Source organism: Bacillus cereus group sp. Bce019, from assembly GCF_051781745.1.
Classification (GTDB): domain Bacteria; phylum Bacillota; class Bacilli; order Bacillales; family Bacillaceae_G; genus Bacillus_A; species Bacillus_A cereus.
On record NZ_JBPWJX010000014.1, the window covers coordinates 94501 to 121100 of the forward strand.

A 26600-nucleotide genomic window follows, 5' to 3' on the forward strand; every position below is an offset into this window, starting at 1 on the left:
AGAAATAAAAACAATATATGCATATTTGCATATTTTTGAGGAAGATATGTATGCTATCATTTTAAACGAAGGTTCGCTTTCTACTCTGAAAGCTCCTACATTGCATGAATCTAGTGTACCCAAACTTTAGATTATGTAGAGAAATGGAACCACTGTAGGGTTTCATTTCTCGTGTTTGAATCAGTTGATGGTAATTATGTTTCCGCATTTCATAATTATTATCAGTGATATATGTAAGGCATCCATATGAAAATAAGAGGCTGTTCAAAGGTTTTCCGTACTTTTGGGCAGCCTCACCCCGTTAAAAGGACGATACTTTATGTATCGTCCTTTTTGTATAAAAAAACATCCAATCAATTGAGAGATTGATTGGATGTGAAAAAATTATTAATAATTTTTTTTGCGTTTTGTAGCCAAAATACTTAATAATCCAGCTAGTAGAAGAAGGATACCTACTGTTTGTGTAGGGTCTTCTTTATGACCTGTATTTGGAAGGTGTTTATCCGTATTTCGATCATCTTGCTGTTTGTTATCTGTTTTATTCGATGTTTCTTCGGAAGTTCCGTTTTCGTGTTTCTCAGATGTTTCATTGCCTTTGTTCTCTTCTTTATTTGGAGGAGTAACTGGCTTGTCATCTCCACCTGACGAAGATTCAATCTTTTTATTTGAAACTGTAATTTGTAGTGGTGTAGCTTGGGCTTTATCAATTGTAAAGTTTATTGGTGATGCATCTAATTGATAGCCTTTAGGAGCCTGTGTTTCTACTAATTGATAATTACCAGGTTTCAAATCATTTACGATTACTTTTCCGTGTTGGTCTGTTTTTAAACCTTCTCGGATGATTTTTCCATCTTGGTCTAAAATATTGAAAATGGCACCTTCAAGTGTTCCATGGTGATCAATATCAACTTTAGTTAACTCAATTGAACCTGTTGTTAAACTATTTAAAGCTGTAACAGAGGTAATCTGAGATTGTCCTTTCGTAATTGTGAAAGGAATTGGTTTAATGTTTAAATCATAGCCAGTTGGAGCTTTCGTTTCAATGAACTGATAATCTCCCGGACGTAAATCAGAAACAGAAATCTTCCCATCTTTATCAGTAGTTAAATCAGAACGAACATCCTTGCCGTCCATATCTACAATTTTAAAGATTGCTCCTTCAAGAGTAGTACCATCGATGTCATCAACTTTAGTTAATTCAACTGCGCCTTTAGTTAAGCTATTCGTAGCAGTAACAGAGGCGATTTTTTCTTGGCCTTTTTTAACTGTGAATTTAATAGGTGTTTTGTTTAAGTCATAGTGTTCAGGAGCTTTTGTTTCGATAAACTCATAGTCTCCTGGCGGTAATTCATCCACAACTAAACGGCCGTTTTTATCAGTAGTTAAATCGGTACGAACATCGTGTCCATCCTTATTAACAATTTTAAATACTGCACCTTCAAGTGTTGTGTTTTGCTTGGCATCATCAACTTTAATTAACTCAACACTACCTTTCGTTAAGCTATTAATAGCTGTAACGAAGACATGCTTTGTTTGACTTCTTTCGATTGTGAACTTAATTGGTTCTTCATTTAAGTCGTAATGTTTAGGAGCTTTTGTTTCAATAAATTGATAGTCTCCTGGTTGTAAGTCTTTAGCGATGATTTTTCCGTCTTTATTGGTAACTAAATTCGTACGAATGTCGTTACCGTTCAAATCAGTAATTTTAAATACCGCACCTTCTAGCATTTCTTTCTTATCTATAGAGTCAACTTTCGTTAATTCCACGCCACCTTTTGTTAGGCCATTCTTAGCAGTAACAGAAGCGTGAGTTAGTTGACTTCTTTCGATAGTGAAGCTAATAGGTGTTTTATTTAAATCGTAATGCTTCGGAGCTTTCGTTTCAATGAATTGATAGTCTCCTGGGCGTAAGTTCGTAGCAGTAATCTTCCCATCTTTATCAGTAGTTAAATTAGTGCGAACAATTTTACCTTTCGCATCGATGATGTTAAACACTGCATCAGAAAGTTTTGTATCTGGATTTATATCATCCACTTTTACTAATTCTACAGCACCCTCAGTTAAGCTATTTGTAGCAGTAACTTGGAGCTTTTCTTTTTGGCTTTTCTTAATTGTAAACTTAATAGGTGTACTATCTAATTTATAGTGTTCAGGAGCTTTCGTTTCAACAAACTGATAGTCCCCAGGACGTAAATCAGAAACAGAAATTTTTCCGTGTACATCTGTTGTAAGCTCAGTACGAATGTCTTTACCATTCAGATCAGTAATTTTAAATACCGCATCTTTAAGAGCAGTACCATCTACATCATCCACTTTAGAAAGTTCCACAGCGCCTTTCGTTAAGCTATTTGTAGCTGTAACGGAGATAGGATCAGCTTGGCTCTTTGTAATTGTGAATGGAATTGGCTCTTTGTTTAAATCGTAGTGTTTCGGAGCCGTTGTCTCGATGAATTGATAATCACCAGGACGTAGGTCAGAAACGCTAATTTTACCTTGTTGATTCGTAACAAGATTTTTGCGAATTACAGTACCATTCATATCCACAATTTTAAATACTGCGCCTTCAAGAGTAGTGCCATCGACGTCATCCACTTTAGAAAGTTCCACGCCGCCTTTTGTTAAACTATTTTTCATAGTAACGGTAGCAATATCTTTTTGGCTTTTTTCAATTGTAAATATAATTGGTTTTTTGTCTAAATCATAGTGTTCAGGAGCCGTTATTTCAACGAATTGGTACGTACCAGGACGTAAGTTTTCGATAACGATTTTACCTTCACTGTTTGTTTTTAAATCTGTTTTAAGTACTTTGCCATCTTGATCTAGTAAATTAAATACCGCATCGGCAAGTTTTGTTTGAGTGTTTAAATCATCAACTTTAAGTAATTCGATACTACCTTGTTTTAAGCTATTTGTAGCAGTTAAAGAAATAGCTTTCTTCTGTCCTTTTTCAATAGTGAATTTGATTGGTGTTTCATCTAAAACGTAATGCTTCGGAGCTTTCGTTTCGATAAATTGGTAATCACCAGGACGTAGGTCGTTAATTTCGATTATTCCTTGTTCATTTGTAACAAGGTCTTTATGAACTACATCACCATTCATATTAACAATTTTAAATACTGCATCTTTAAGAACAGTGCCATCAACATCATCAACTTTAGAAAGTTTAACTGCACCCTTTGTTAAAGCATTTGTAGCAGTGACATGAAGAGTTTCAGTTTGGCTCTTTTTAATTGTAAATACGATAGGTTTTTTATCTAAATCGTAATGTTCAGGAGCAATTGTTTCAACGAATTGATACGTACCAGGACGTAGGTTTTCAACAACAATTTTACCTTCATCATTTGTTTTTAAGCCTTCTTTAACTAGCTCTCCGTCTGCATCTAATAAATTAAATACGGCGTTAGCAAGTTTTGTATTTATATCAATATCGTCCATCTTTGTTAGTTCAACGCTACCGTTTTTCAAAGCATTTTTGCCTGTAACATTGATTTCTTTCGTTTGACTTCTTTCAATTGTAAATGGAATCGTTGTTTCATCTAATACATAGTGCTCAGGAGCTTTTGTTTCAATGAACTGATAGTCTCCAGGGCGTAAATCAGAAACAGAAATTTTACCGTTTTTATCTGTAACAAGATTCGTATGAACTTCCTTACCATTCATATCAACAATCTTAAAGATTGCACCTTCGAGCATCGTACGATCGATGTCGTCAATTTTTGTTAATGTTACTGCACCTTTCTTTAAACTGTTAGTAGCAGTAACAGTAATATTCTCTTTTTGACTTTTTTCGATAGTGAACGGAATAGGGTCTTTGCTTAAGGTATAGTCTTTTGGAGCTTTTACTTCAATAAATTGATAGTCTCCAGGACGTAAATTAGAAGCAGAAATTTTACCGTTTTTATCAGTCGTTAAACCTTTGCGAATTACCTTTTTAGTATCATGAGCGTCAACGATTATAAATTCTGCACCTTCAAGAATAGTGCCATCAACATCATCAACTTTTGTTAAAGTGACGCCACCTGTAAGTAAACTATTTTTTACAGTAACAGGGATAGGAAGATCTTCCTTACTACCTTTTTTAATTGTGAACTTAATAGGTGTTTTGTCTAATTTATAATGTTCAGGGGCTTTTGTTTCGATAAATTGATAATCCCCTGGTGCTAAATCAGGAATAACTAATACTCCGTAATCATCTGTTGTTAAATCTTTCATAATTTCTTTGCCAGTTGCATCTTGCAATGTGAATACAGCGCCGGCAAGAGCTTTACTACTTTCCACATCATCTTCTTTAATAAGTTTAACTTTTCCTTTCGTTAAACTATTTTTAAATGTAAGTGGAAGGAGTTTTTGTTGTCCTTTTTCGATTGTAAATTCAATTGGTTCTACATTTACATCGTAATAAGTTGGAGCCTTTGTTTCGATAAGCTTATAGTTACCAGGACGTAAGTCATCTACAACTAGCATTCCTTTACTATTCGTAACAAGGTCCGTACGAACATCTTCATTAGTATCTCTATTAACGATTTTAAATACTGCACCTTCAAGTGTTTCTTTTTCATCTGCAGCATTCACTTTTGTTAACTCAATACCGCCTTTTGTTAAGCTGTTTTTAGCGGTAACAGTAGCCTGAGTTGTTTGACTTTCTGTAATCGTAAATTTAATTGGTTTTGTATTTTTGTCGTAATACTTCGGTGCTGTTACTTCGATAAATTTATAATCGCCAGGGCGTAAGCCAGTAGCGATAGCTTTACCATCCGCACCAGTTTTTACATTTTCGCGAATAACTTTCTTTTCATCATTTGCATCAACAATTTTAAATACAGCACCTTCAAGAGCTGTACCATCGATATCATCAACTTTTGTTAATTCAACATCTCCTGGTTTTAAAGCATTTTCAGCTTTCACAAGTAGAGTTTCTTTCTGACTTCTATCGATTGTAAATTCAATAGGTTCTGCTCGTAAAACGTAATGTTCAGGAGCAGCTATTTCAATAAATTTATACGTACCAGGACGTAGGTTACTAACTTTAACTTTACCGTGTTTATCAGTAGTTAAGTTAGTGTGAGGGGAAACGTCATTATTATTTGTATCGACAAGTTTGAATACAGCACCTTCTAGTGGTTTTTTCTCACCAAACTCATCAACTTTTAATAATTCAACCTCGCCCGTTTTTAAGCTGTTATTTGCCGTAACAGTAGCAAGAGCTTGTTGGCTTTTATCAATTGTAAACTCGATAGGGTTTGTACTTAACATATAATCCTTAGGAGCTTCTGTTTCGATAAATTTATAAGCACCAGGCTCTAAATCTTTAACGGTAACTTTTCCATCTGAACCTGTTTTTATATTTTCACGAATTACTTGTTTCTCGTCATTCGCATCGACAATTTTAAATACAGCACCTTCAAGGGCAGTGCCATCGACATCATCGACTTTCGTTAAAGTGACACCACCTTTAATGAGGTGATTTGTCGCTGTAACAGTAAGTGCTTTCTTTTGACTTTTTATAATTGTAAACTCAATTGGTTTTTTATCTATGTCGTAATCTTTAGGTGCTTTTTCTTCGACAAATTGATAGTCTCCAGGGCGTAAATCTTTTGCTTCGATTTGTCCTTGATCATTTGTCGTTAATTTTTCATATCCACGAATTACTTTGTTATATCGATCGCGTACACTGAACTCCGCACCTGCTAAAGTTTTTCCATCTTTATCGAATTTTGTTAAAATGGCCGATCCTGGAATCAAACTGTTTGTTGCAGTTCGGTTTATTACTGTTGTTTGATCTTCTTTGATTGTGAATTGTATAGGTGTACTGTCTAATTTATAATGCTCAGGAGCAGTTGTTTCTTGTAAGTAGTAAGTTCCTGGTTTTAAATTATCTACAGTAATTTGTCCTTGATTATTTGTTGTTAATTTTTCGTGTTCTGAAATTATTTTTTTGTCTTTATCAAGTAGTGTGAAAACGGCACCTTGCAGTGTGACGTTTTTATTCAGGTCATCAGACTTTGTTAAAACTACTTTACCGACAAACTTCTTATTTGCAAGTTTATATGTTGTAGTCTCTTGTGTACCAAGTTCAACAATTTTCCCTTGTTTTAAATCCCAGCTAATTACATAGCCTTCAGGAGCCTTTGTTTCTTTTAATAAATATTTATCGCGTTTTAAATTATTAAATTTAGCGATACCGTCTTTGTCTGTTGTAATTTTACGGATAACAGTTTTACCTGTACGATCGTATAAAGTAAATTCTGCCCCAGCTAATAGTGCGTTCTTATTGTCGTTATCTACCTTTATAATTTCAAGGTTTCCACGGCCTTTAGTAGCAGATCCTCCGCCTGAACCAGAAGACATTCTCACTTCAATCGTTTCAGTAGTTTCTGTGTTTTTAACTGTCAACTTATTGCCTGTGATTTTCGCTTTATTACTTACTTTTTCTTTATCGTCTGCATTAATAAGTGAGCGATATTCTAAAATATAAGCTCGATCAATTTTTTTCAAGAAGGCAATTTCGAAATGTTGCTTTCCGGTATTATTGTCTGTTGTTATTTTGAGTTTATAGTCTGTTCCTTCTTTTAATTCGTTTACTGTATCTTTTGTTAAATTTCCATATGGATCAACAGTTGTAGGATATAAGTGGAATGAATCTTCCACAATTACCTGATTTTCGGTTGGATCATCTGTTACAACGGCATCTGCAATGGTTGATTGGCTTTCGTTAATTGCGATACTCCAATTAATATAGTTGTCGTCTTGCACAGCTTTTTTAGTAACGAAGCTGCCACCTTTATTTACTTGAGTGTCACCTGTAAGGGTGTTTACGATTTTAGAGCCATCTTTTAAATCTGCCTCGTTTTTGTAGGTGCCTTGGATAAGTTCACCATCAAGGCTTGTTTTAAAGATAATATAGTAAGGTGAATTAATTGATTGTTTGAAATGAACCTTTAGGGTGTTTTTATTTTTCTCTGTAGGTTCTTCAAGTTCATATTTCTCAGTTGGTACAGCATTACCAGGTTGTGCATTATCAGGATTTCCATTTAGAATCATATCGCGCACTTCAATGGATCCAGGCACTAATTTTTGTTTATCTTGTATTACGTCTATAACATAAGGATCTTTAATCTCAACATTATTATAGTTAAAGCCTATTATCCAAGTAATTTCCTTCGTTTGGGCGTTATAAGAACCGTATTTATAACCATTTGCCTTTGTGAAAGTATCAGGATCGAAATTAGCTTCAACTTTATTTGATTGTGGATTAGAATCCGTATCTATCCAAGAAAGGTTACCTGTATTTTTAAATGAAGTTTTACCACTTTCTAGCTTTGTATAATCAAAGTCTGTCGTATATTTTACGACTAATGTCTTTGTCATATTAGACTGATACGTACCTATAAGAGTAATTTTGAAGCCTTTATCTGTTACATCTAAAACATAGTCAGTCCCAGCTTGAAGGGTATAATTTCCGTCTTTAATTTCTAGTTTCTTATCTTTTAATTGTAATCCACCATGATCAAAGGTGTCCGTAATAATCGCGTTGCTTAATGGATAGTTGTTATTATTTACTATAATTGTCCAAGTTGTTGTTTTGTCTTTATAATTTGTTTCAGCTTTATTATTAGATTTAATAATATTTTGCTGCTTGAAGCTAGCTTCATTTTCTTTACTTGAATCATTATCAGCTGTAACTTTATTTTTTACTTTTCCATCTTCTATAACTTTATTAGTTGGCTTGGTTTTATAGGTAATCACATAAGCACTATTAATATCATCATTAAACTGTAAATCGAATCCATTCTTCTTGTTATTTACAGTGTAATTATTAACAGCGTCTCCTGTTACAAGCGTTCCTTTTTCATTATATGAAGCGTTTTTTACAACAATAGAATTTGCATCTAGTTCGTGTGTATCGTCAAAAATATCTTTTAAAATCGCATCAGCTTTTTTGATCTCTCTTTGATCACCATTGTAAGTAATTGTCCACTCAATTGTTTGCGTCTTTGGATCATATTTACTTGTTTTATTTAAGTGTGTACCACGAGAAACCGTTACAGTAGAACTTGCGTTTTGTTGCTTTTGATTATCACTCGTTATCGTAACGTTATTTCGGAAACTTTTAATATTTTCATCAGTAATTTTTGTGGCATATTCGATTTGATATGCTTTATTGATAGAATCTTTGAAAGCAATCTCCAATTTTGAGCCATCTGATGAAATAATATTGTAATCTGTTGGCTCAGCTTCTGCACCACGCGTTACATTCCCATTAACATCAACTTCTAAATAATAAACTTTAATAGAATCTTTATTTAAGCTTGTACCTTGTGGAATGTTATCTTTAAAAACAGCGTTTTTAAGGGGGTCTTTCGTTTTGTTCATCTCTACTTTCCAATTAATTTCATTTGTATTAATTGGTCTATCAGGTAAACCCTTTTTATTCGTAGCTGTTTGTACATTAGGCTTAAAGTCAACTGTAATAGAAACATCCTTATCTTTAATCGGGAAAGGAATTTCTTGTGTTGTTGTACCTTTAATTTCAGCTTTATTAAATTCTGTCTTTAATTGTAGGTTACCAGCAACATCTGGATGCTCTTCAACATAATCGTTGAATGTCATCGTGACTTTTCCATCTTTTGTAACAGTAAAATTACCAATTTGATGGTTTTCACTATCATATAAAGGACTGTTAATTGTATTGTAAATCTTAAAATGTTTAGGAAGATCAAAAATATAGTAATCTCCATTTTTCACATTCATTGATTTTAAAAGTTCCCATGTAAACTCAATATTGGCAGGGGAATCTGTACTTGGACGGTTATCCTCTGTAAATGGTTTTCCGTCTTTATCCGTCAACTTTACACTGGTTAAAATGTTTGTTGTTATTTGCTTTGGACCTGAATTTGTATTCTCAGCAGGGTCGCTTGCTAGCTTTTGTTCTGGATTGTCAGTGGCAATTTTAGCTGCTGGGTTTTGTTCCGGATTATCAGTGGCAGTTTTAGCTGCTGGGTTTTGTTCCGGATTATTGGTAACAGTTTTAGTTGTTGGGTTTTGTTCCGGATTATTGGTAACAGTTTTAGTTGTTGGGTTTTGTTCCGGATTATCAGTAACAGGTTTAGTTGCTGGATCTTGCTCCGGATTGTCAGTAACAGGTTTAGCTACTGGATCTTGCGCTTGTTTATTAGTATCCTGTTTGGTGCTATCTTCTTTAGAGTTTTCTACTTGAACAGGAACTGATATAGGCTGAACCATTGTTCCTAAAGGAAAAGCGATTTGAACTGATTTTTCTCCAGTTTTTAAAGTTGAGTTAAACACGGTATCAACTTTAATTTTTCCTTTAGCGTCTTTCAAATTTTCTACTTGATTATTAAATATTAATTTTAATTTATTATCTTTAGCTGTTATAAAATATTGACCAATATTTTTTTGATCTGTTACTAAATCTCCTTGCAAATCTTTAGATACTTTTAATGCAAGTGGTATTTGAACTACTGCTGTATCATTTGCGTGTGCAGCTTGTTGATCCTTTATTGACCAAGCGTATTCTACTTGAATGATTGATCCTATCTTTATTAAATTGTTAGGATTTTTTGCTTCGTCAATAATATGATTCGTTGCATCTTTCATTTCAACAGTGTCAAATAAGGAATCTCCTGTTAAGGTTTCCGCTTTTACTTGATTGTATGGAAAACTAGCAAGTTGCGAAAATAGTACGAATACAATTAAACATACATTGAAAATTTTTTTCATTTTTCCTCCTCTGAACATTCATTTGTCCATTGGGGACTTATTCCACATGAACAAATGGAATATTAAAAGTATTTGTTATAAGCTATTTATTTTTGCTATCCCTCCGTTTCTATACGCGTTCTCAGACAAACAGGATTATGTTCAAAGTAAAATTGTTTAACGTAAAACAAAATGTATATTTACACAGTTCTATGGAAATATACACAATTCGACAAAAAATGTCGAAAAAAATACTGATATAAAGAATGATATCAGACCTTTATATGTGAGATAGTTTTCATGTATATCTAGTAAAAAAGAATGGTTATAAAGGTAAGTTTTACGATACATACTAACCAATGTAGTGTATCCCTTTGTGAAGGCTTATTTTTGCCTTAAAGTTATGTGGAGATAAAAAGCTAGATAGGGTTGGTTTTGGTCAGAATGAAGACAATATGTACTTTGAAAATAGTCATTTATTTTGTCTAAAGAGAGTTGTGCGATTAGTGGACCGAAGTTGAAAGATGATAGTTTCTTACATTGTTAGAGGGATATAAGAATTACAGAATATTCGACTAACACGTTACTACGGTCATTTTTGAGACTGTTTAAACAATAAGAAAGAAGGTGTTTTTAGTTACAATATCTTTTTAGTAAAGATAAGCTTAAGTAACCTCCGCTAAAGATTATATACTTAAATGATAAAGAGTTCAACAGTAGTTCACATATTTTCCCAAAAATAAAAACGGCTGTTTTATGTGGAATAAATCTACAAAACAGCCGTTTTTGGTATTAGATTTCTGTTAAAATTATTGGTTCGCCGCGCGTTACGACAACGGTATGTTCACATTGTGCAACAAGACTTTTATCAGGTGTAACGAATGTCCAGCCGTCGTCACCACGTTCAATAATATGATCAGCTTTCATAGAGATGAACGGTTCTACAGCGATAACAAGACCGTCTTTTAGAAGCGCATTATCCATTGGATCATAGTAACTTAAAATGTGATTTGGTGCTTCATGTAAGCTAAGACCAATGCCGTGACCAGTTAAGTTTTGAATAACATTGTATCCACTTTTATGTGCGAAGTTTGAAACAGCACGACCAATTTGATTTTGTTTTGAGCCAGCTCTAACCTTTTTCATTGCTGCCCAAAATGCATCAACTGCTGCTTGGCAAAGCTTTTCTTTTGCTTCGTCTTCTCCAAGAACAAATGAGATACCTGTATCTGCATAATAGCCATCAAGTGCAGCAGATACATCGACGTTTACTAAGTCGCCTTCTTTTAATACGCGATCTCCTGGAATACCATGAGCAACTTCCTCATTTACACTAATGCAAGTTACACCTGGGAAATCATATTCTTTTTCAGGTGCAGAAATAGCACCATGCTCATCTAATACTTTTTTACCGATCAAATCAAGCTCTTTCGTTGTCATACCTGGCTTCGCTTCTTTTTTCATTTCTTCACGTGCAAGCGCAACGATGCGGCCGATTTTTCGTAAGCCTTCTAAATCTTGTTCATTACGAATAATCATGAAAACCACTGTCCTTCCTCGAATATATATCTTATCCGATTGTATCATGTTTATTTTCGTCCTGCTACTCGCTTGCGATATGCGGGTTGATTCCTCTCATAAAGAATACATGACAATTGTCATATCGATGTCATGACGCATCATACTGTTTCCTAAGTTTTCCAAGTAATACAATGTAAATATAAGAAACAGCGGGGGTGGAGAGATGGAAAAGATTATTGAAGTAAATGGTGTTTCTAAAACATTTAAACATAAAAACGCAGTAAATAATGTTTCATTTCATGTAAATAAAGGGGAAATAGTAGCGTTACTTGGTCCGAATGGTGCGGGGAAAACAACGACGATGTCGATGATGCTTGGATTAAAGGACCCGACAGAAGGTAAGGTCTTTATATTTGGAAAGAGTCCAAAGCATAGAGATGTTCGTAATAGCCTCGGTGCGATGCTGCAAGAAGTAAGTGTCATTGATAGTATTACGGTGGAAGAGGCAATCGAGTTATTCCGTAGTTATTATACGAATCCTATAGCGAAAGAAACGTTACTGCAGTTATCAAATTTAGAATCAGAGCGAAAGCAAAGATGTGAGAAGTTATCAGGTGGGCAAAAAAGAAGGTTGAATTTTGCGCTTGCACTTGCGGGAAATCCAGATTTGTTATTTTTAGATGAGCCGACAGTCGGAATGGATATTACGTCTCGAAGAATGTTTTGGGAAACGATTCGAAAGTTAGCAAGTGAAGGGAAAACAATTATTTTAACGACGCATTATTTAGAAGAAGCAGATGCTTTAGCAAATCGTATCTTATTATTTGCGAACGGAAAGATTATCGCAGATGGTACACCAGACGAAATGAAAGCGACGATTTCGCGAAAAACAATCACATTTTACTCGAAGGAAAGCATTCCTACAAAATTACTAAAGGAATTACCAAATGTAACAGAAGTAAAGTCAAGCGAAGGACGCTTCATTTTAACAACGGAGGATACGGATGCAACTTTAAAAGCCATTTATCAAAAGAGTTTACCTGTAACAGATGTTTCAGTTGAACGTGGAAGTCTTGATGAAGCATTCGAACAGTTTGTCGCAAATCAGAAGGAGGAAATCGCATGAGAGCATTATGGATGCAATGCAAAATAGAAATTTTACGTACATTCCGCAATAAATTATTTATCTTTTTCTCATTATTAATGCCTGTTATGTTTTACTACATTTTCACAAATGTTGTTCAAGTACCACAAAACGGAGATGCGTGGAAAGCACATTATTTAATTTCGATGGCAACTTTCAGTATTGTAGGGACTGCACTCTTTAGTTTCGGTGTGAGACTTTCTCAGGAAAGAGGGCAAGGATGGACACATCTTCTAAAAATTACACCGCTTCCAGAGGGAGCATATTTAACAGCAAAAATTATCGCTCAAACAGTAGTAAATGCTTTTTCAATATTAGTTATCTTTATTGCAGGGATACTAATTAATCATGTTGAGTTAACGGTAGGGCAATGGATTGGTGCGGGATTATGGTTATTGTTAGGGGTAACACCATTTTTAGCGTTAGGAACAGTAATAGGTTCCATTAAGAAGGCGGACGCAGCTGCTGGCTTAGCAAATATTTTAAATATGAGTTTAGCTATAGTTGGCGGGTTATGGATGCCGATTGAAGTATTCCCAAAAATATTAAGAACGATTGGTGAATGGACACCGACATACCATTTCGGAAGTGGTGCGTGGGATATTGTAGCTGGAAAATCAATTGGATGGGAAAATATCGCGGTATTAGGAGGTTATTTCCTTATATTTGTTGTAGTATCAATATATATAAGAAAAAGACAGGAAGCGGTATAAATGATAGAGAAGAAGAGGATTGAGATTTTTCCGAAACATATGGGATTCTTCCCGTATATGTGGTTTGTTTATCTATTATTTCCAATTTATCACTTAGCGCAGGCATCAGGATGGAAGCTTGTAATAGGAAGCGGTATGTTGATAATTTTTATCGTCACATACCGTCAGCTTTATTTTGTTCAGAGGACGTTTGTTTTTTGGGCGTGTATTCAAATGGTACTCATCTTTTTATTTGCTTTATTTTATAATCCTTTTATGATATTTTTTGGCTTTTTCACAGCAAGTGCGATGGGATTTGCGCCAAATAAGAAAGTATTTCGAGTGCTGTTATGTTCGTTAGTTATCATGCTTGGAGCATTTTTATTTGTAAATATGAATCAACTAACAACTACAAGTTTAGTAAATATCGTTCCAATGTTTATTTTAATGCTTCTTACGCCATTTGGTATGCGCAATTTTAATCAGAAAAAGATGTTAAGAAATCAATTGGATCAGGCGAACGAGCAAATTAAAGACTTAGTAAAACGTGAAGAACGGCAGCGGATTGCAAGAGATCTTCATGACACATTAGGGCATACGTTATCTCTTATTACTTTGAAAAGCCAGCTTGTAGAGAAGTTAATTGTGAAAAATCCAGAGCGTGCAAGTGCGGAAGCGAAGGAAATTACACAAACGTCTCGTACAGCCTTAAAACAGCTGAGAGAATTAATTTCTGATATGCGTATGATTACGGTAGAAGAAGAGCTAGAGCAAATAAAAGCGATCTTACAAGCAGCTAATATTGAATTAGAAGTGAGGCAAGAAGCAAGATCGAGCTCGTTATCACCAATTGAACAAAATATTGTCGGGATGTGTTTACGTGAGGCCGTTACAAATGTTGTAAAACATAGTAAGGCAACGCGGTGCGCAGTTTCTGTATTAGAATCACAAGGTGAACTGATTTTGAAAGTAGAAGATAACGGAATCGGTTTAACAGATCAAAATCATGATGGAAATGGTATTCGCGGCATGAAAGAACGAATTGCTCTTATTGATGGATTTGTTGAATTAGGTACAATTAATCCAGGGACGTTATTAACGGTAAAAGTTCCAGTTGTTATTAGAACAGGAAAAGATGAGGTGAGGGCATGATTCGAATTATTATTGCAGAAGACCAGCGGATGCTTCGTGGTGCATTAGGAGCCCTGCTTGATCTAGAAGATGATATCGAAGTAATTGGGCAAGCTGCGAACGGGGAAGAGGCGTTAAAATTAATTGAATCGTTAAAGCCAGATGTAAGTATTATGGATATTGAAATGCCGATTCAAAGTGGATTGGATGTCGCTGAGACTTTAAAGAAAGAAAAATCATCATGCAAAGTAATGATTTTAACAACATTTGCAAGACCTGGTTATTTTGAACGAGCAATGAAAGCTGGTGTGCACGGATATTTATTAAAGGATAGCCCAAGTGAAGATTTAGCAGCAGCAATTCGTAATGTAATGAAGGGAAAACGAGAGGTCTCCCAAGATTTAATGTTCGGCCTATGGCAGGAGCAAAATCCGTTGTCAGATCGCGAAAAGGAAGTATTGTTGCTTGCGAAAGAAGGAAAGACGGCAAACGAAATTGCGAAGGCACTTTATCTTTCGCCGGGTACAGTACGTAATTATATTTCTGAAGTATTAACGAAGCTCGATGCGAAAAATAGAATTGAGGCAATTACAATTGCGGAAGAAAAGGGTTGGATATAAAAAGAAGGCTGCCTATGAGAGGTAACCTTCTTTTTATAATTATTGTACTTCTATTACTTGATTTACTTTTTGTAATGGTTTGTAACCATGTGCTTCAAATGCCTTTGCAAATTCATTTGATACGGAAGTGTCATATAAATCTTTTGCAGCTTGTACGATATGAGATTGAAGTGATTCAAAGTCTTCAGCGGAAGTTGCATAATTTTGCAATGCACGCATAACAACTTTACTTACTTTTTCATTTCCTTGTTTTTGAACAGCGACACCGTTATATGTTTTACCTTCAGCTAATTGATATAATACGTGACTGATAATACCAGAATTCACGTGTGATTCTTGATTATTACCATCGTTATAGAAATCTTGTAAATTTGTATATAGTTTATGACCGCCGTCACCAATTTCCCTTGGGATATCACGAATTGTTAGGCCACCTAATGTATCGCCCATAATCCAGTTTCCTTTATCTTTCTTTACGTAATATTCGATTTGTGTACCCCAGAAATCCGCTAATCCCTCGTTTAGTGCAGATGTTTCAGCGCTTGGATATCTCACGACTTTATTTTTCGTCGTGCCGCTGAATACAGCATGTCCAAATTCATGAGCTGTTACATCAAGAGCGGATGTTAGTTTTCCGTCTAAACCATCACCAAATACCATTTGGTTCCAAGCGGGATGCCAAAATGCATTTACATAGTCTTCTTTTACACCATCACTAACTTCAGTAGAATCAAAACCGTGTACACTAGCAACAACTTTTGAATCTTTATTGTCGTAACTTTTTAGATTATGTTCTTTCTTAAAGTAATCGTAAATATCACTCATGTTCTTCATAGCGCCCGCGGCTTCTTTATCTGCAAAATTAGGAGTACTACTTGAAATTAGTGTCCCTGGATAACCAGCTTGACTATATCCTCCAAGGGAATCGGCGTAGTTTGCATTATAAATATAAATACCATTTCCGCGTGATAAATCCGCTAAATAAAATTTTCCATCAGTTCCTTTGGCAATATTGAAAGAGATGTTTTCTTGAAGTGCATTTTTCCCAGTTCCTTGCTCACTTGCAGGGGATAATCTAGGTGATGTTACTTGATTTATAGTCTTATTCTCTTTGTTTTTAATGAACTTTTCTTGGAAAAGTACTTCTCCAGTTTTTAAATCAACGATAGCATTGCCGTTTATAATTTGTTCATTGTTTTCATAAGTAAATGTAATAACAGTTGCGAATGTATAATAGCCATCTTTTTTCTTATAAACAACGGTTTCGCTAGAGAATTCTGTCTCAACTGCATCGCTTGGAATTTGAACTATATCGCGTAATTTAGATTTTACTTCATTTTTCGACAAAAAATTTGTTATAGTAAGATTAGGTTGTTGATTTAAATTTTGAACAACTTTACCACTAACAGTTGTGATTACTCCATTTTTATCTACTTTTACAATGAGATCTTGGCCATATACTTTATAGTTTTTATATGTTTGTGCAAGGCGAACTTCGGTTTGATTTTCTTTGGTTTCTTTATTTGTAGGTTGGAAATCTACATTTTTTTCAGTAGTAACTTGTTCTTGTTGAGCTTTTGCCCCATTTACCTCACCTTTTAAATACTTTTTAGCAATATTTTCTTTCGTATCATTTTGAGGTTGTGTTAATTTCCCGATTGTTAAACCAGGCTGAGCAATTTCAACTTTGACTGCACTTTTGTTTAATTCTTGAGCATGAATAGCTTCTGTTGATAAAGGGCAAAGAAGACCGAATGTAACGAAAGCACTAGCAAGTTTTCTATAATTCATCTATAACACTCCTAATCTATTATTGTATGTGAGATGAATTGTATGAAAAATTTGCCGAATTTTATATATATTATGCATTATTTCATATCAAAAATTGTCGAATTCACATTATTGTAGTGGTATGACAACTCAAAAAATTAGATTGTTCTAATGGGATGGTGAGTAAGTATGCACGCAGAAAAATTAGGAAGTGAAATTAAGAAAATTAGGGTGATGAGAGGATTAACACAGAAACAGTTATCCGATAATATATGTCATCAATCGGAAGTGAGTAGAATTGAATCGGGTGCGGTATACCCAAGTATGGATATATTGCAAGGTATCGCAGCAAAATTACAAGTTCCTATTATTCATTTTTATGAGGTACTCATTTATTCCGATATTGAAAGAAAAAAACAGTTTAAAGATCAAATCATTATGCTTTGTAAGCAAAAGAAATATAAAGAAATTTATAATAAAGTATGGAATGAGCTGAAAAAGGAAGAATATCATCCTGAATTCCAGCAATTTCTTCAATGGCAATATCATGTAGCAGCTTACATATTAAAGAAAATTGATTACGAATATTGTATTTTAGAATTAAAAAAATTGTTAAATCAACAGTTAGCTGGAATAGACGTATACCAAAATCTTTATATAGAAAATGCGATTGCAAATATTTATGCTGAAAATAGCTATTTTAAGAAGAGTATTGAGTTATTTGAAGATATATTAAAACAATTAGAGGTGTTGCATGATAATGAAGAATTTGAAGTGAAGGTAAGATATAATCATGCAAAAGCATTATATTTAGATAATCAATATGAAGAGTCACTTTATCAAGTAAATAAAGCGATTGAAATATCATGCCGAATTAATAGTATGGCATTAATTGGACAGCTATATTATCAAAAAGGTGAATGCCTAGGGAAGTTGGAGTACGATGGGGCAGAGGTTGAAGATGCATATAAAAAGGCAAGTTTCTTTTTTGATATATTAGAAATGCATGCATATAAAGAAGCTCTCGTAAATAAAATCAGTAGATAAATATCCTAAAAAATGGGTATGCATAATTGCATATAATAGAGATAAATTTTCATGATATATTAAAATAAAAAATGTGGGTGATGGAATATGAAGAAATTACTTATTGGTAGTTTATTAACGTTAGCGATGGCATGGGGTATTTCATTAGGCGATACGGCATTAGAGAAAAGCCATATAATTACTCATAACGATCAAGAGGTACAATTAGCTAAAGATTTACCTTTTGAATATTAAAAAACAACCGTCTTACTTAGGCGGTTGTTTTTTTATGGAGTAACATCCAAACGTCTTTACTAGAAACAGGTTTGCTAATAAAGAATCCTTGAATGTGATCACAATTTTGTTTATGTAAAAATTCCCATTCTTCTTCCGTTTCTACACCTTCTGCAATCACTTTTAAATTTAGTTGTTTTGATAGTGTAATAATGGAAGAGACAATTGCTTCTTCTAAAGGGCTAGTTGTAATTCCACAAATAAACTCTCGAGCGATTTTTAATGTGTTGATTGGATATTTTGTTAAATAAGCTAAAGAACTATAACCAGTTCCAAAGTCGTCGATTGAAATTTGAATACCGAGGTTTTGAAGTTGTTCTAGTTTTGCAACTACAGATTGATTTTGATTAATTGCGATGCTTTCCGTAATTTCAATATCTAGTGCTTCTGGTTTCAGTTCTGTTTCTTTCAACACCTTTGAAATAGTTGGGATTAAATCTGTATGGTTAAATTGAACAACAGATAAATTTACACCAACTTTTAAGTGAGAGAAACCTTGATTATGCCATCTTTTTGCTTCTAAACAGGCAGTACGTAAAATCCAATTGCCAAGTTCAATAATAAAACCAGTTTCCTCTGCTAGAGGGATAAATTGGGCAGGAGATACGATACCGAGTTTTGGATGCTTCCAACGTATTAATGCTTCAAAACCGATAATTTGTTTTGTTTTTGTGCTTACTTGTGGCTGGTATTCAAGGAAAAATTCATTTTGTTGTAATGCCTTTGAAAGTTCACCTTCTAAGAATTGAATTTCATTTTGAGCGATACTCATTTCTTTTGAGAAGAAAACAAATCTGTTTTTTCCATTTCCTTTAGCACGATACATAGCCATATCAGCATTTTTCATTAACTCATTTACATCAGTTCCATAATCAGGGTACATCGCAATTCCGATACTTGGTGTAATAGAGAGTTCTTCGCCTTGAATGAAGAATGGTTTGTTTAAAATAGTTAAAATCTGTTCAGCTATAAAAATTGCACTTTTTTCTGAGTACATTTCTGGTAATAGAATTGTAAACTCATCTCCACCTTGGCGAGCGACGATATCTTTTGAACGCAAGCAACCGCGTAATCTTTTTGCTACTTCAATTAATAATAAATCTCCGACGTCATGACCAAGTCTATCGTTAATTTTTTTAAATCGATCTAAATCAAGGAACATGACGGCGACATCATTTGCGTTAGTTTGAGCTGTATTTAAAATGGCTTTTAAATCTTTTTCGAACTTTCGACGATTTGGTAATCCAGTAAGTGCATCGTGAAAGGCTAAATGTTCTACTTGTTTTTGTTTTTCATATAAAGTGGTAATATCACGCGCTATCCCAAACATTCCGACCACTTCTTTGTTTATAAAAGTAGGGATAAGTGTAATATGGAGATAATAATAATAGCCTTCTTGTTCTTTTGTACGCACTTCTAACGTTTGTGGCCTACCTTCCTTTGTAATTTGTAAAGCCTTCTTTAGTAGTTCGTGGTCTTTTGAATCAATGAAGTGTACCAGAGAATAGCTTGCCACTTCGCAATAATAGGCAGTAAATAAGCTTTCGCACGCCTTATTAGATTGTTGAAAAATGCCATTCATATTTAAAGAGAAAACGGCATCGGGGTGATCTTCGAATAAAGACTTATAGCGTTGTTCACTTTTTGATAATGCAAATGCACCTTCTTCAACTTCGTCCTCTAGTTGTGTAGTCAACTGTTCATATGTATGAATTAGTGCTTGATTATCTTTCCACATGTAAAGTTGCCGCAAGAATAACAAAATAAGTGATAATACGAGACCGATTAACATGAATTTATCATCCCAAGGTTGAATGATAATAAAGGCAAAAGTAATAATTATACTAAAATAAGGTAGTATAAAACGTACATAATCGAATCGGTAATATTTTGCTTTCGTTTCATGCTGCATTGGTTTGTCTAAAATATACAGTATGGAAGAAAGTCCAATTAATAAAATAGAAGCAGTGTGTATTAAATAATTAAATTCAGGAGAAGTTTTCATCCCAAAATTCAATTGAAACAGATGAATGTAACCGTATACGAGTATAATAGTGAAACCGATAATTAATGCAATTCTACTAGAAGAATATTGTTCTCTTCTATAAAGGCTAATAACGGCGTAAATTACTAATGATTGTGCAATGAAATAGCCAATTAAAATCCAAGTTTCCTTTGTTAACATACGGAAGCTTGAAAGGTCCAATATAAAAGTTAAATTGAAATAAATGTTCATAATAACAATAAAGATGCTATCGAATGAAAATTGAGCAAGACCCTTAATAGAGTAAATTTTTATAAACTTTATAGCAAATCCAACAAAGAGTAAAACATATTGTATGATAAAAAAAGGTAATGCTTTATATGAGAATATAACTTGCTCATGAATGGAAAGTGAATGAAGGAATAAAGTTATCTCCATAGCTAACCCGCATAGACAAGTACATAGTAATAAAATCCAAAATAACTTATCACCATGCGTCATTTTTCTAATCGCTTTACATAAGCAATAGCAAGAAAAAAGTGAAGCGAAACAGAATAAGAAAAGAATCCCGATTTCTTTTATATTCAACTCATTTGGTATAAGGAATATCCAAAGAGCAAATATAAATATGTATATTATTCCAGATTGTATATAATTTTTTTGATTAATCATATTATGACTCCGTTTCAATAAAGTTGAATCTAGGGGAGAAAATGCTAATTTAAATAATAGCATATAAAATAGGATGTTTTTTACTATAAAAATTACTTTTTTGAAAAAATGGTGCAAAGTTACAATTTACCACTGTAACATTGCACCACTTATTCTTTTAATTCCTCTTATAGCAGAAAGTTCGTCTATTAATTGGAATAGTGCTAAGTCTTTTTGTTTACTTTCAATCATAATATCGAAATTATGATTGTGTTTTTTTGCAATGTGTAAGAAAGGCTTGATAAACTCTAAATCGATATATTCAGCATGAGCCCTAAATTCTTTTTCCGATCTCGGGGAGGAAATGTGAACTTTAGGAGAGATATTTGTATGTGACCAAGTTTCAAAAATTGCAGGAAGCAACTCTTCTAGTGGTTCCTCGCAAAGATTGGCCATATGATGATGATAATCAAATACAAATGGGATATTTTCTTTTTGGCAAATTGATAAAGTTTCAGCGGTTGTATAGGTTTTATCATCATTTTCAAGAGTCATTTGTTTTTTTATATGTGTAGGAAGTTTTTTTATGTTTTCATGGAAGCGCTCAATAGCCTTTTCTTTATTTCCATAGGCTCCACCTACATGAATATTAATGTAAGAAGAATCTGCAATGCCTATAGCATCCAATATTTTATAATGATAAGCCATATCCGTAATAGCGTTAGTAGTAATATGTGGCTTGTCGCTTGTAAATAGCGTAAATTGATTTGGATGAAAACTTATTCGTAAATTGTGTTCTTTAATTAAAGTCCCTATTTTATGCCAAAGTGGTGTGAATACCCCAATATAGTCAAACTCGACTTCGGGATGTGTTGCAAGTGGGACGATAGAAGACGATAGGCGATATAGTGGGATTTCATGCGCTATATTGTAATGAAGGATACGTATTGTGTGCTCTAAATTTTGCCTTATAACATGGTATAGTTTGTCTTCTCGCTCTTGCTTGCTGAGTTTCTTAAAGCTTGTAAATGTCATTGTTTTGGCAGGAGAACAGTTCCAGAGTGCCATTGCATGTGAGACATATCCAAACCGCATAATCATATGAAATACACCCCTTGCATTCATTGTCTTTCCTATAAAAAGAAAGCAAGCATTGTTCCAATCCATTCCTTTCCTCTATTGATAAGAGAAGTCGGGTTTACATCGCTATAGGAAAGTACGGATGCATTTTCTAGATCTTCATGGAATTTATTTTTTACTGTTTGAATGAAATGTTTATTATATAACAGGCAGTTTATTTCATGGTTAATATATAAACTTCTCATATCAAAGTTTGCTGTTCCGATATCGCAAATATCATCGTCTACTATAATAATTTTGGCGTGAAAAAAACCTTGTTGAAATGCATAAATATTGCAACCAGCCTGTATTAATTTTCGGCAGTACGGAAATTTGGCTTCTCGAACAAGAGGGTGATCAGCTTTTTCTGGAACAAGGATTGTGATTTGAACCCCTCTTTCTCTTGCTTTTAATAAGGCATTCATAATTTTTTTTCCAGGAATGAAATATGGTGTACCGATACAGATTTCTTTTTTTGCCCCGTTAATTAAATGTAAAAAAGTATGCTGTAAATAAGCCCCATCAGTCGGAATAAATTGATGCAGGATGGCACCTGGGTTTTGTTTTGGAAAATAAAGAGAAGCATCTAATAAATTCTGTTTCGTATCATCAAACCAGTCATGCAAAAATTGCTTTTGTAAATCTTGAACCCCTTCTCCTGTAAGACGTAAATGATAGTCTCGCCATAATCCTAAATATTCATTATGCCCTAGATACTCTTCGCCGATATTAAATCCCCCGATATAGCCGGTTTTCCCATCAATCACTGTAATTTTCCTATGATTTCTTTGATTAGCAGAAAAGAAAGGCAGAGGAAATTTTACCTTATGACAAAATGAAAAAGATATACCATGTTTTTGCAGGGAGCGAATAGCTTCGTTTGATAAAGAATGGCTGCCAAATCGATCAAGTAAAAGTCGTACTTCAATTCCTTCCTGAGCCTTATCAATCAGCAATTTTAAAAATTCACGACTGATTTTATCGTTTTTTACAATGAAGAATAAAATATGAATGTGATGCTGTGCTTGTTTTATATCAGTAAATAAAGCATCATATAAATCTTTCCCGTATGTATAAAGGTGAAAATCACTTTGACGTAAAGGGAAAGTGCGAGGGCTTACTCGTTTTAAATGAAGAAGTCGCCCGTATGAAAGGTCAATTGTAATCCAAAGAGCAACGGATATTAACAAAAGAGATAAGTAGAGCATCAGTGAATTCCCTCCTTCGCATTCTTTTCACCTTCAGTGTGTTACAAATGATACGGGTAGCACGGCTGTTATTATAAATTTCATTATAGGATAGTATGTTGCACTGATTAAAGTTTCACTTTATAGTTTCACCGAAATAAACAGCTTTATGAAAAAATGTGTTGTTCTATAACAAAAAACTGTTGACTGAATGCTCACTCATTATATAATGGGGATAGGGGATATAATTCAGAAAATTATATATTTTTGAAGATTCAAAAAAGAAAGAGGGCTTACAAAGAGAGGGGTAGCATAAAAATGAATAGCTTACTGATCATTAATTGGCTGGCTGCCATTGCTGTTATTGCTTATGCAGGATATTTGTTTGTATATCTTATACGGACGAGAATGGCCTACATACAATTAGGGAAAAAAATTGAATTTGACCGTCGTTTTAAAGAGCGTTGGGATCTCCTTAAGGTCAATGTTTTCGGTCAGAAAAAGCTGCTGAAAGATAAGAAAAGCGGCATCATTCACGTTATGTTCTTTTATGGATTTATTCTTGTCCAATTTGGAGCAATTGACTTCGTTTGGAAAGGACTCGCACCAGGATCACATCTTCCACTTGGACCACTATACCCTGCATTTACATTCTTCCAGGAAATTGTCACACTTGTTATTTTAATTGCAGTATTTTGGGCTTTTCATAGACGTTATGTAGAAAAGCTTGTTCGTTTAAAACGTAACTTCAAATCAGGTCTTGTTCTTATCTTTATCGGGGGCTTAATGATTTCTGTACTACTTGGTAACGGTATGGGACTTATATGGCATGGCGAGGAGCTTTCATGGAGTGAACCAATCGCTTCTGCAATCGCTTACGTTTTTAGCGGGATAAATGAAACCGTAGCCATTTCAGTGTTCTATTTTTCTTGGTGGGTGCATTTACTAATTTTGTTAACGTTTTTAGTGTATGTTCCACAATCAAAACATGCGCATTTAATTGCAGGACCAGCTAATGTATTCTTCGGTCGTCTTTCAAACCCAGGGAAGCTTGAAAAGATTGATTTTGAAGATGAAACGCAAGAAACATTTGGTGTTGGTAAAATTGAAGACTTTAGACAAAATCAACTTATTGACTTATACGCTTGTGTAGAGTGTGGTCGTTGTACAAATATGTGTCCGGCAACAGGAACAGGAAAAATGTTATCGCCGATGGACTTAATTTTAAAACTTCGCGATCATTTAACTGATAAAGGAGCTGCGGTAACATCAAAAGCACCGTGGGTTCCAGTAGTTGCCTTCAATAATACACAAGGAAATCAGTTAGCGATGATGGCAGCTGGAAAAGGACAACAAGAATCAGCGTCTACAACGCTTGCTTACGATCCGAGTTTAATCGGAGATGTTATTACAGAAGAAGAGATTTGGGCATGTACAACGTGTCGTAACTGTGAAGATCAATGCCCAGTTATGAATGAGCATGTTGACAAAATTATTGATTTACGTCGATATCTCGTTTTAACAGAAGGAAAAATGGACGCGGAAGCACAACGCGCGATGACAAATATCGAGCGTCAAGGGAATCCGTGGGGTCTGAACCGTAAAGAGCGTGAAACATGGCGCCAAGGTGATGACGAAGTAACAGTTCCAACTGTAAAAGAAAAATCAAAAGCTGGGGAGGAATTCGAGTATTTATTCTGGGTTGGTTCAATGGGATCATACGACAATCGTAGTCAGAAGATTGCGATATCGTTTGCGAAGTTAATGAACGAAGCAGGCATTTCATTCGCAATTCTCGGTAATAAAGAAAAGAATTCTGGAGATACACCACGCCGCCTCGGAAATGAATTTGTATTCCAAGAGATGGCGACAAAGAATATCGAAGAATTTGAAAAGGCAGGAGTGAAGAAAATCGTTACGATTGATCCTCATGCTTATAACACATTTAAAAATGAGTATCCGGACTTTGGCTTGCAAGCAGAAGTCTATCATCATACAGAACTGTTAGCTCAGTGGGTGAAAGAAGGGCGCTTAAAGCCTGTTCACGCTATTGAAGAAACAGTTACGTACCATGATTCCTGTTATTTAGGAAGATACAACGAAGTGTACGAAGCGCCACGTGACATTTTGAAAGCGATTCCTGGATTGAATCTTGTAGAAATGGCACGTAATCGTGAAACGGGAATGTGCTGTGGCGCAGGTGGTGGCTTAATGTGGATGGAAGAAACAACAGGTTCTCGTATTAACGTTGCTCGTACAGAACAAGCATTAGCTGTACAGCCATCCATTATCGGTACAGGTTGTCCATATTGCTTAACGATGATTAGTGATGGAACGAAAGCGAAAGAGGTAGAAGAGAAAGTTCAAACTCTTGATGTGACAGAGATTTTAGAACGATCTGTTATCGGGCAGAAAAAAGAAGCGATGTAGTTTGTAAGAATGTATACAACTTTAGAAAGAGGTGCAATGATTGCACCTCTTCTCAACGTAGGGATACCGAGCGAGCGCTCAGTGTTAAAAAATGAAATGGGGGAAAGAAACATGAGTAAAACAGTTATTTTAAGTGCTGCAAGAACACCAGTTGGAAAATTTGGAGGATCTTTAAAAGATGTAAAAGCGACGGAACTTGGAGGAATTGCAATTAAAGCAGCACTTGAAAGAGCAAATGTTGCGGCTAGTGATGTTGAAGAAGTTATATTTGGAACGGTTATTCAAGGTGGGCAGGGACAAATTCCATCGCGCCAAGCTGCGAGGGCTGCTGGAATCCCTTGGGAAGTGCAGACGGAAACAGTGAACAAAGTTTGTGCATCAGGGCTTCGTGCGGTTACGTTAGCGGATCAGATTATTCGTACTGGCGATCAATCACTGATTGTAGCTGGCGGTATGGAGTCGATGAGTAACAGTCCTTACATTTTACGTGGAGCAAGATGGGGATACAGAATGGGCAACAACGAAGTTATTGATTTAAACGTTGCTGACGGTTTAACATGCGCATTTTCAGGTACACACATGGGCGTTTATGGCGGAGAAGTTGCAAAGGAAGATGGAATTTCTCGCGAAGCGCAAGATGAATGGGCATATCGTAGCCATCAGCGTGCGGTTTCAGCGCATAAAGAAGGGCGTTTTGAAGAGGAAATCGTGCCAGTAACGATTCCGCAAAGAAAAGGCGATCCTATTGTCGTTGCAAAGGATGAGGCGCCACGTGAAGATACAACGATTGAAAAGTTAGCAAAGTTAAAACCTGTATTTGATAAGACAGCGACGGTGACAGCTGGTAATGCACCGGGACTAAACGATGGTGGTGCCGCACTTGTATTAATGAGCGAAGACAGAGCGAAGCAAGAAGGAAGAAAGCCATTAGCGACAATTTTGGCGCATACAGCAATTGCAGTGGAATCTAAAGATTTCCCAAGAACTCCAGGTTATGCAATTAACGCATTGCTTGAAAAAACAGGAAAGACAATTGAAGACATTGATTTATTCGAGATTAATGAAGCCTTTGCAGCGGTAGCAATTGCAAGTACAGAAATCGCAGGAATTGATCCGGAAAAATTGAATGTAAATGGCGGCGCGGTAGCGATGGGACATCCAATTGGAGCAAGCGGAGCGCGCATTATCGTTACACTAATCCATGCACTTAAGCAGCGCGGCGGTGGAATTGGAATTGCTTCGATTTGTAGCGGTGGCGGTCAAGGGGACGCAGTGATGATTGAAGTTCACTAATTAAAGTTCGAGGGTATA

General features: G+C 35.0%; 14 protein-coding genes. 8 read left to right on the top strand and 6 right to left on the bottom strand.

Going from position 1 to position 26600, the window contains the following annotated elements; genetic code table 11:
- Positions 1–387: 387 nt before the first annotated feature.
- Together ACS2QP_RS18730 and map are read right to left on the bottom strand one after the other, a co-directional pair.
- Positions 388–9741 (bottom strand): SpaA isopeptide-forming pilin-related protein, encoded by a 9354-nt coding sequence (locus tag ACS2QP_RS18730; protein WP_438882730.1) that lies wholly within the window; start codon positions 9739–9741, stop codon positions 388–390.
- Positions 9742–10512: 771 nt separating this feature from the next.
- Positions 10513–11307, bottom strand: a complete 795-nt coding sequence (gene map / locus ACS2QP_RS18735; protein WP_047792083.1) for a type I methionyl aminopeptidase — start codon at positions 11305–11307, stop codon at positions 10513–10515.
- A gap of 157 nt (positions 11308–11464) precedes the next feature.
- Between map and ACS2QP_RS18740 the strand changes: the two genes are divergently transcribed.
- From ACS2QP_RS18740 to ACS2QP_RS18755, 4 genes are read left to right on the top strand one after another with little or no spacing between them, the layout of a single operon-like run.
- On the top strand, positions 11465–12367 hold the full coding sequence (locus tag ACS2QP_RS18740; RefSeq protein WP_000411127.1) for an ABC transporter ATP-binding protein: 903 nt from the start codon (positions 11465–11467) through the stop codon (positions 12365–12367).
- A complete protein-coding gene (locus ACS2QP_RS18745) occupies positions 12364–13098 on the top strand; it encodes an ABC transporter permease (RefSeq protein WP_001202431.1) in 735 nt (244 codons plus the stop codon). Before ACS2QP_RS18740 ends, ACS2QP_RS18745 begins: the two co-directional genes overlap by 4 nt.
- Entirely contained in the window at positions 13099–14229 is a 1131-nt protein-coding gene (locus ACS2QP_RS18750; protein ID WP_000570607.1) for a sensor histidine kinase, read from the top strand. It abuts the gene before it with no gap.
- Positions 14226–14828 (top strand): response regulator transcription factor, encoded by a 603-nt coding sequence (locus ACS2QP_RS18755; RefSeq protein ID WP_000619260.1) that lies wholly within the window; start codon positions 14226–14228, stop codon positions 14826–14828. The genes ACS2QP_RS18750 and ACS2QP_RS18755 overlap by 4 nt, the downstream gene beginning before the upstream one ends.
- Positions 14829–14867: 39 nt before the next feature.
- On the opposite strand, the gene ACS2QP_RS18760 is transcribed toward ACS2QP_RS18755, so the two are convergent.
- Positions 14868–16619 (bottom strand): M4 family metallopeptidase, encoded by a 1752-nt coding sequence (locus tag ACS2QP_RS18760; protein ID WP_242259355.1) that lies wholly within the window; start codon positions 16617–16619, stop codon positions 14868–14870.
- 168 nt (positions 16620–16787) lie between these two features.
- Between ACS2QP_RS18760 and plcR the strand changes: the two genes are divergently transcribed.
- Both plcR and ACS2QP_RS18770 read left to right on the top strand, forming a co-directional pair.
- Positions 16788–17645, top strand: coding sequence for a transcriptional regulator PlcR (plcR, locus tag ACS2QP_RS18765; RefSeq protein ID WP_000542909.1), 858 nt, complete (start codon positions 16788–16790; stop codon positions 17643–17645).
- 87 nt (positions 17646–17732) lie between these two features.
- Positions 17733–17879, top strand: a complete 147-nt coding sequence (locus ACS2QP_RS18770; protein ID WP_000734731.1) for a quorum-sensing peptide PapR — start codon at positions 17733–17735, stop codon at positions 17877–17879.
- A 16-nt stretch (positions 17880–17895) separates the two neighbouring features.
- Here the strand turns inward: ACS2QP_RS18770 and ACS2QP_RS18775 are convergent, their stop codons facing one another.
- The 3 genes from ACS2QP_RS18775 to cls all read right to left on the bottom strand — a co-directional run bounded on the left by ACS2QP_RS18775 (position 17896) and on the right by cls (position 22880).
- The gene (locus tag ACS2QP_RS18775) at positions 17896–20574 is read right to left on the bottom strand and encodes a DUF4084 domain-containing protein (protein ID WP_000609950.1); all 2679 of its coding nucleotides are present in this window, start codon (positions 20572–20574) and stop codon (positions 17896–17898) included.
- A 126-nt stretch (positions 20575–20700) separates the two neighbouring features.
- A complete protein-coding gene (uvsE, locus tag ACS2QP_RS18780; RefSeq protein ID WP_153582679.1) occupies positions 20701–21654 on the bottom strand; it encodes a UV DNA damage repair endonuclease UvsE in 954 nt (317 codons plus the stop codon).
- A gap of 32 nt (positions 21655–21686) precedes the next feature.
- The gene (gene cls, locus ACS2QP_RS18785) at positions 21687–22880 is read right to left on the bottom strand and encodes a cardiolipin synthase (RefSeq protein WP_153582673.1); all 1194 of its coding nucleotides are present in this window, start codon (positions 22878–22880) and stop codon (positions 21687–21689) included.
- A 297-nt stretch (positions 22881–23177) separates the two neighbouring features.
- On the opposite strand from cls, the gene ACS2QP_RS18790 reads away from it, so the two are divergent.
- Both ACS2QP_RS18790 and ACS2QP_RS18795 read left to right on the top strand, forming a co-directional pair.
- Positions 23178–25289, top strand: coding sequence for a (Fe-S)-binding protein (locus ACS2QP_RS18790; protein ID WP_326263343.1), 2112 nt, complete (start codon positions 23178–23180; stop codon positions 25287–25289).
- A gap of 9 nt (positions 25290–25298) precedes the next feature.
- Positions 25299–26582 (top strand): acetyl-CoA C-acetyltransferase, encoded by a 1284-nt coding sequence (locus ACS2QP_RS18795; RefSeq protein WP_002026635.1) that lies wholly within the window; start codon positions 25299–25301, stop codon positions 26580–26582.
- The last annotated feature ends 18 nt before the right edge of the window (positions 26583–26600 follow it).

Coding starts and splice junctions, on each gene's coding strand:
- ACS2QP_RS18755 (WP_000619260.1), top strand. CDS start 14,226: ATGATTCGAATTATTATTGCAGAAGACCAGCGGATGCTTCGTGGTGCA.
- cls (WP_153582673.1), bottom strand. CDS start 22,880: ATGCTCTACTTATCTCTTTTGTTAATATCCGTTGCTCTTTGGATTACA.
- ACS2QP_RS18770 (WP_000734731.1), top strand. CDS start 17,733: ATGAAGAAATTACTTATTGGTAGTTTATTAACGTTAGCGATGGCATGG.
- ACS2QP_RS18740 (WP_000411127.1), top strand. CDS start 11,465: ATGGAAAAGATTATTGAAGTAAATGGTGTTTCTAAAACATTTAAACAT.
- plcR (WP_000542909.1), top strand. CDS start 16,788: ATGCACGCAGAAAAATTAGGAAGTGAAATTAAGAAAATTAGGGTGATG.
- ACS2QP_RS18795 (WP_002026635.1), top strand. CDS start 25,299: ATGTATACAACTTTAGAAAGAGGTGCAATGATTGCACCTCTTCTCAAC.
- ACS2QP_RS18730 (WP_438882730.1), bottom strand. CDS start 9,741: ATGAAAAAAATTTTCAATGTATGTTTAATTGTATTCGTACTATTTTCG.
- ACS2QP_RS18745 (WP_001202431.1), top strand. CDS start 12,364: ATGAGAGCATTATGGATGCAATGCAAAATAGAAATTTTACGTACATTC.
- ACS2QP_RS18790 (WP_326263343.1), top strand. CDS start 23,178: ATGAATAGCTTACTGATCATTAATTGGCTGGCTGCCATTGCTGTTATT.
- uvsE (WP_153582679.1), bottom strand. CDS start 21,654: ATGATTATGCGGTTTGGATATGTCTCACATGCAATGGCACTCTGGAAC.
- map (WP_047792083.1), bottom strand. CDS start 11,307: ATGATACAATCGGATAAGATATATATTCGAGGAAGGACAGTGGTTTTC.
- ACS2QP_RS18760 (WP_242259355.1), bottom strand. CDS start 16,619: ATGAATTATAGAAAACTTGCTAGTGCTTTCGTTACATTCGGTCTTCTT.
- ACS2QP_RS18775 (WP_000609950.1), bottom strand. CDS start 20,574: ATGATTAATCAAAAAAATTATATACAATCTGGAATAATATACATATTT.
- ACS2QP_RS18750 (WP_000570607.1), top strand. CDS start 13,099: ATGATAGAGAAGAAGAGGATTGAGATTTTTCCGAAACATATGGGATTC.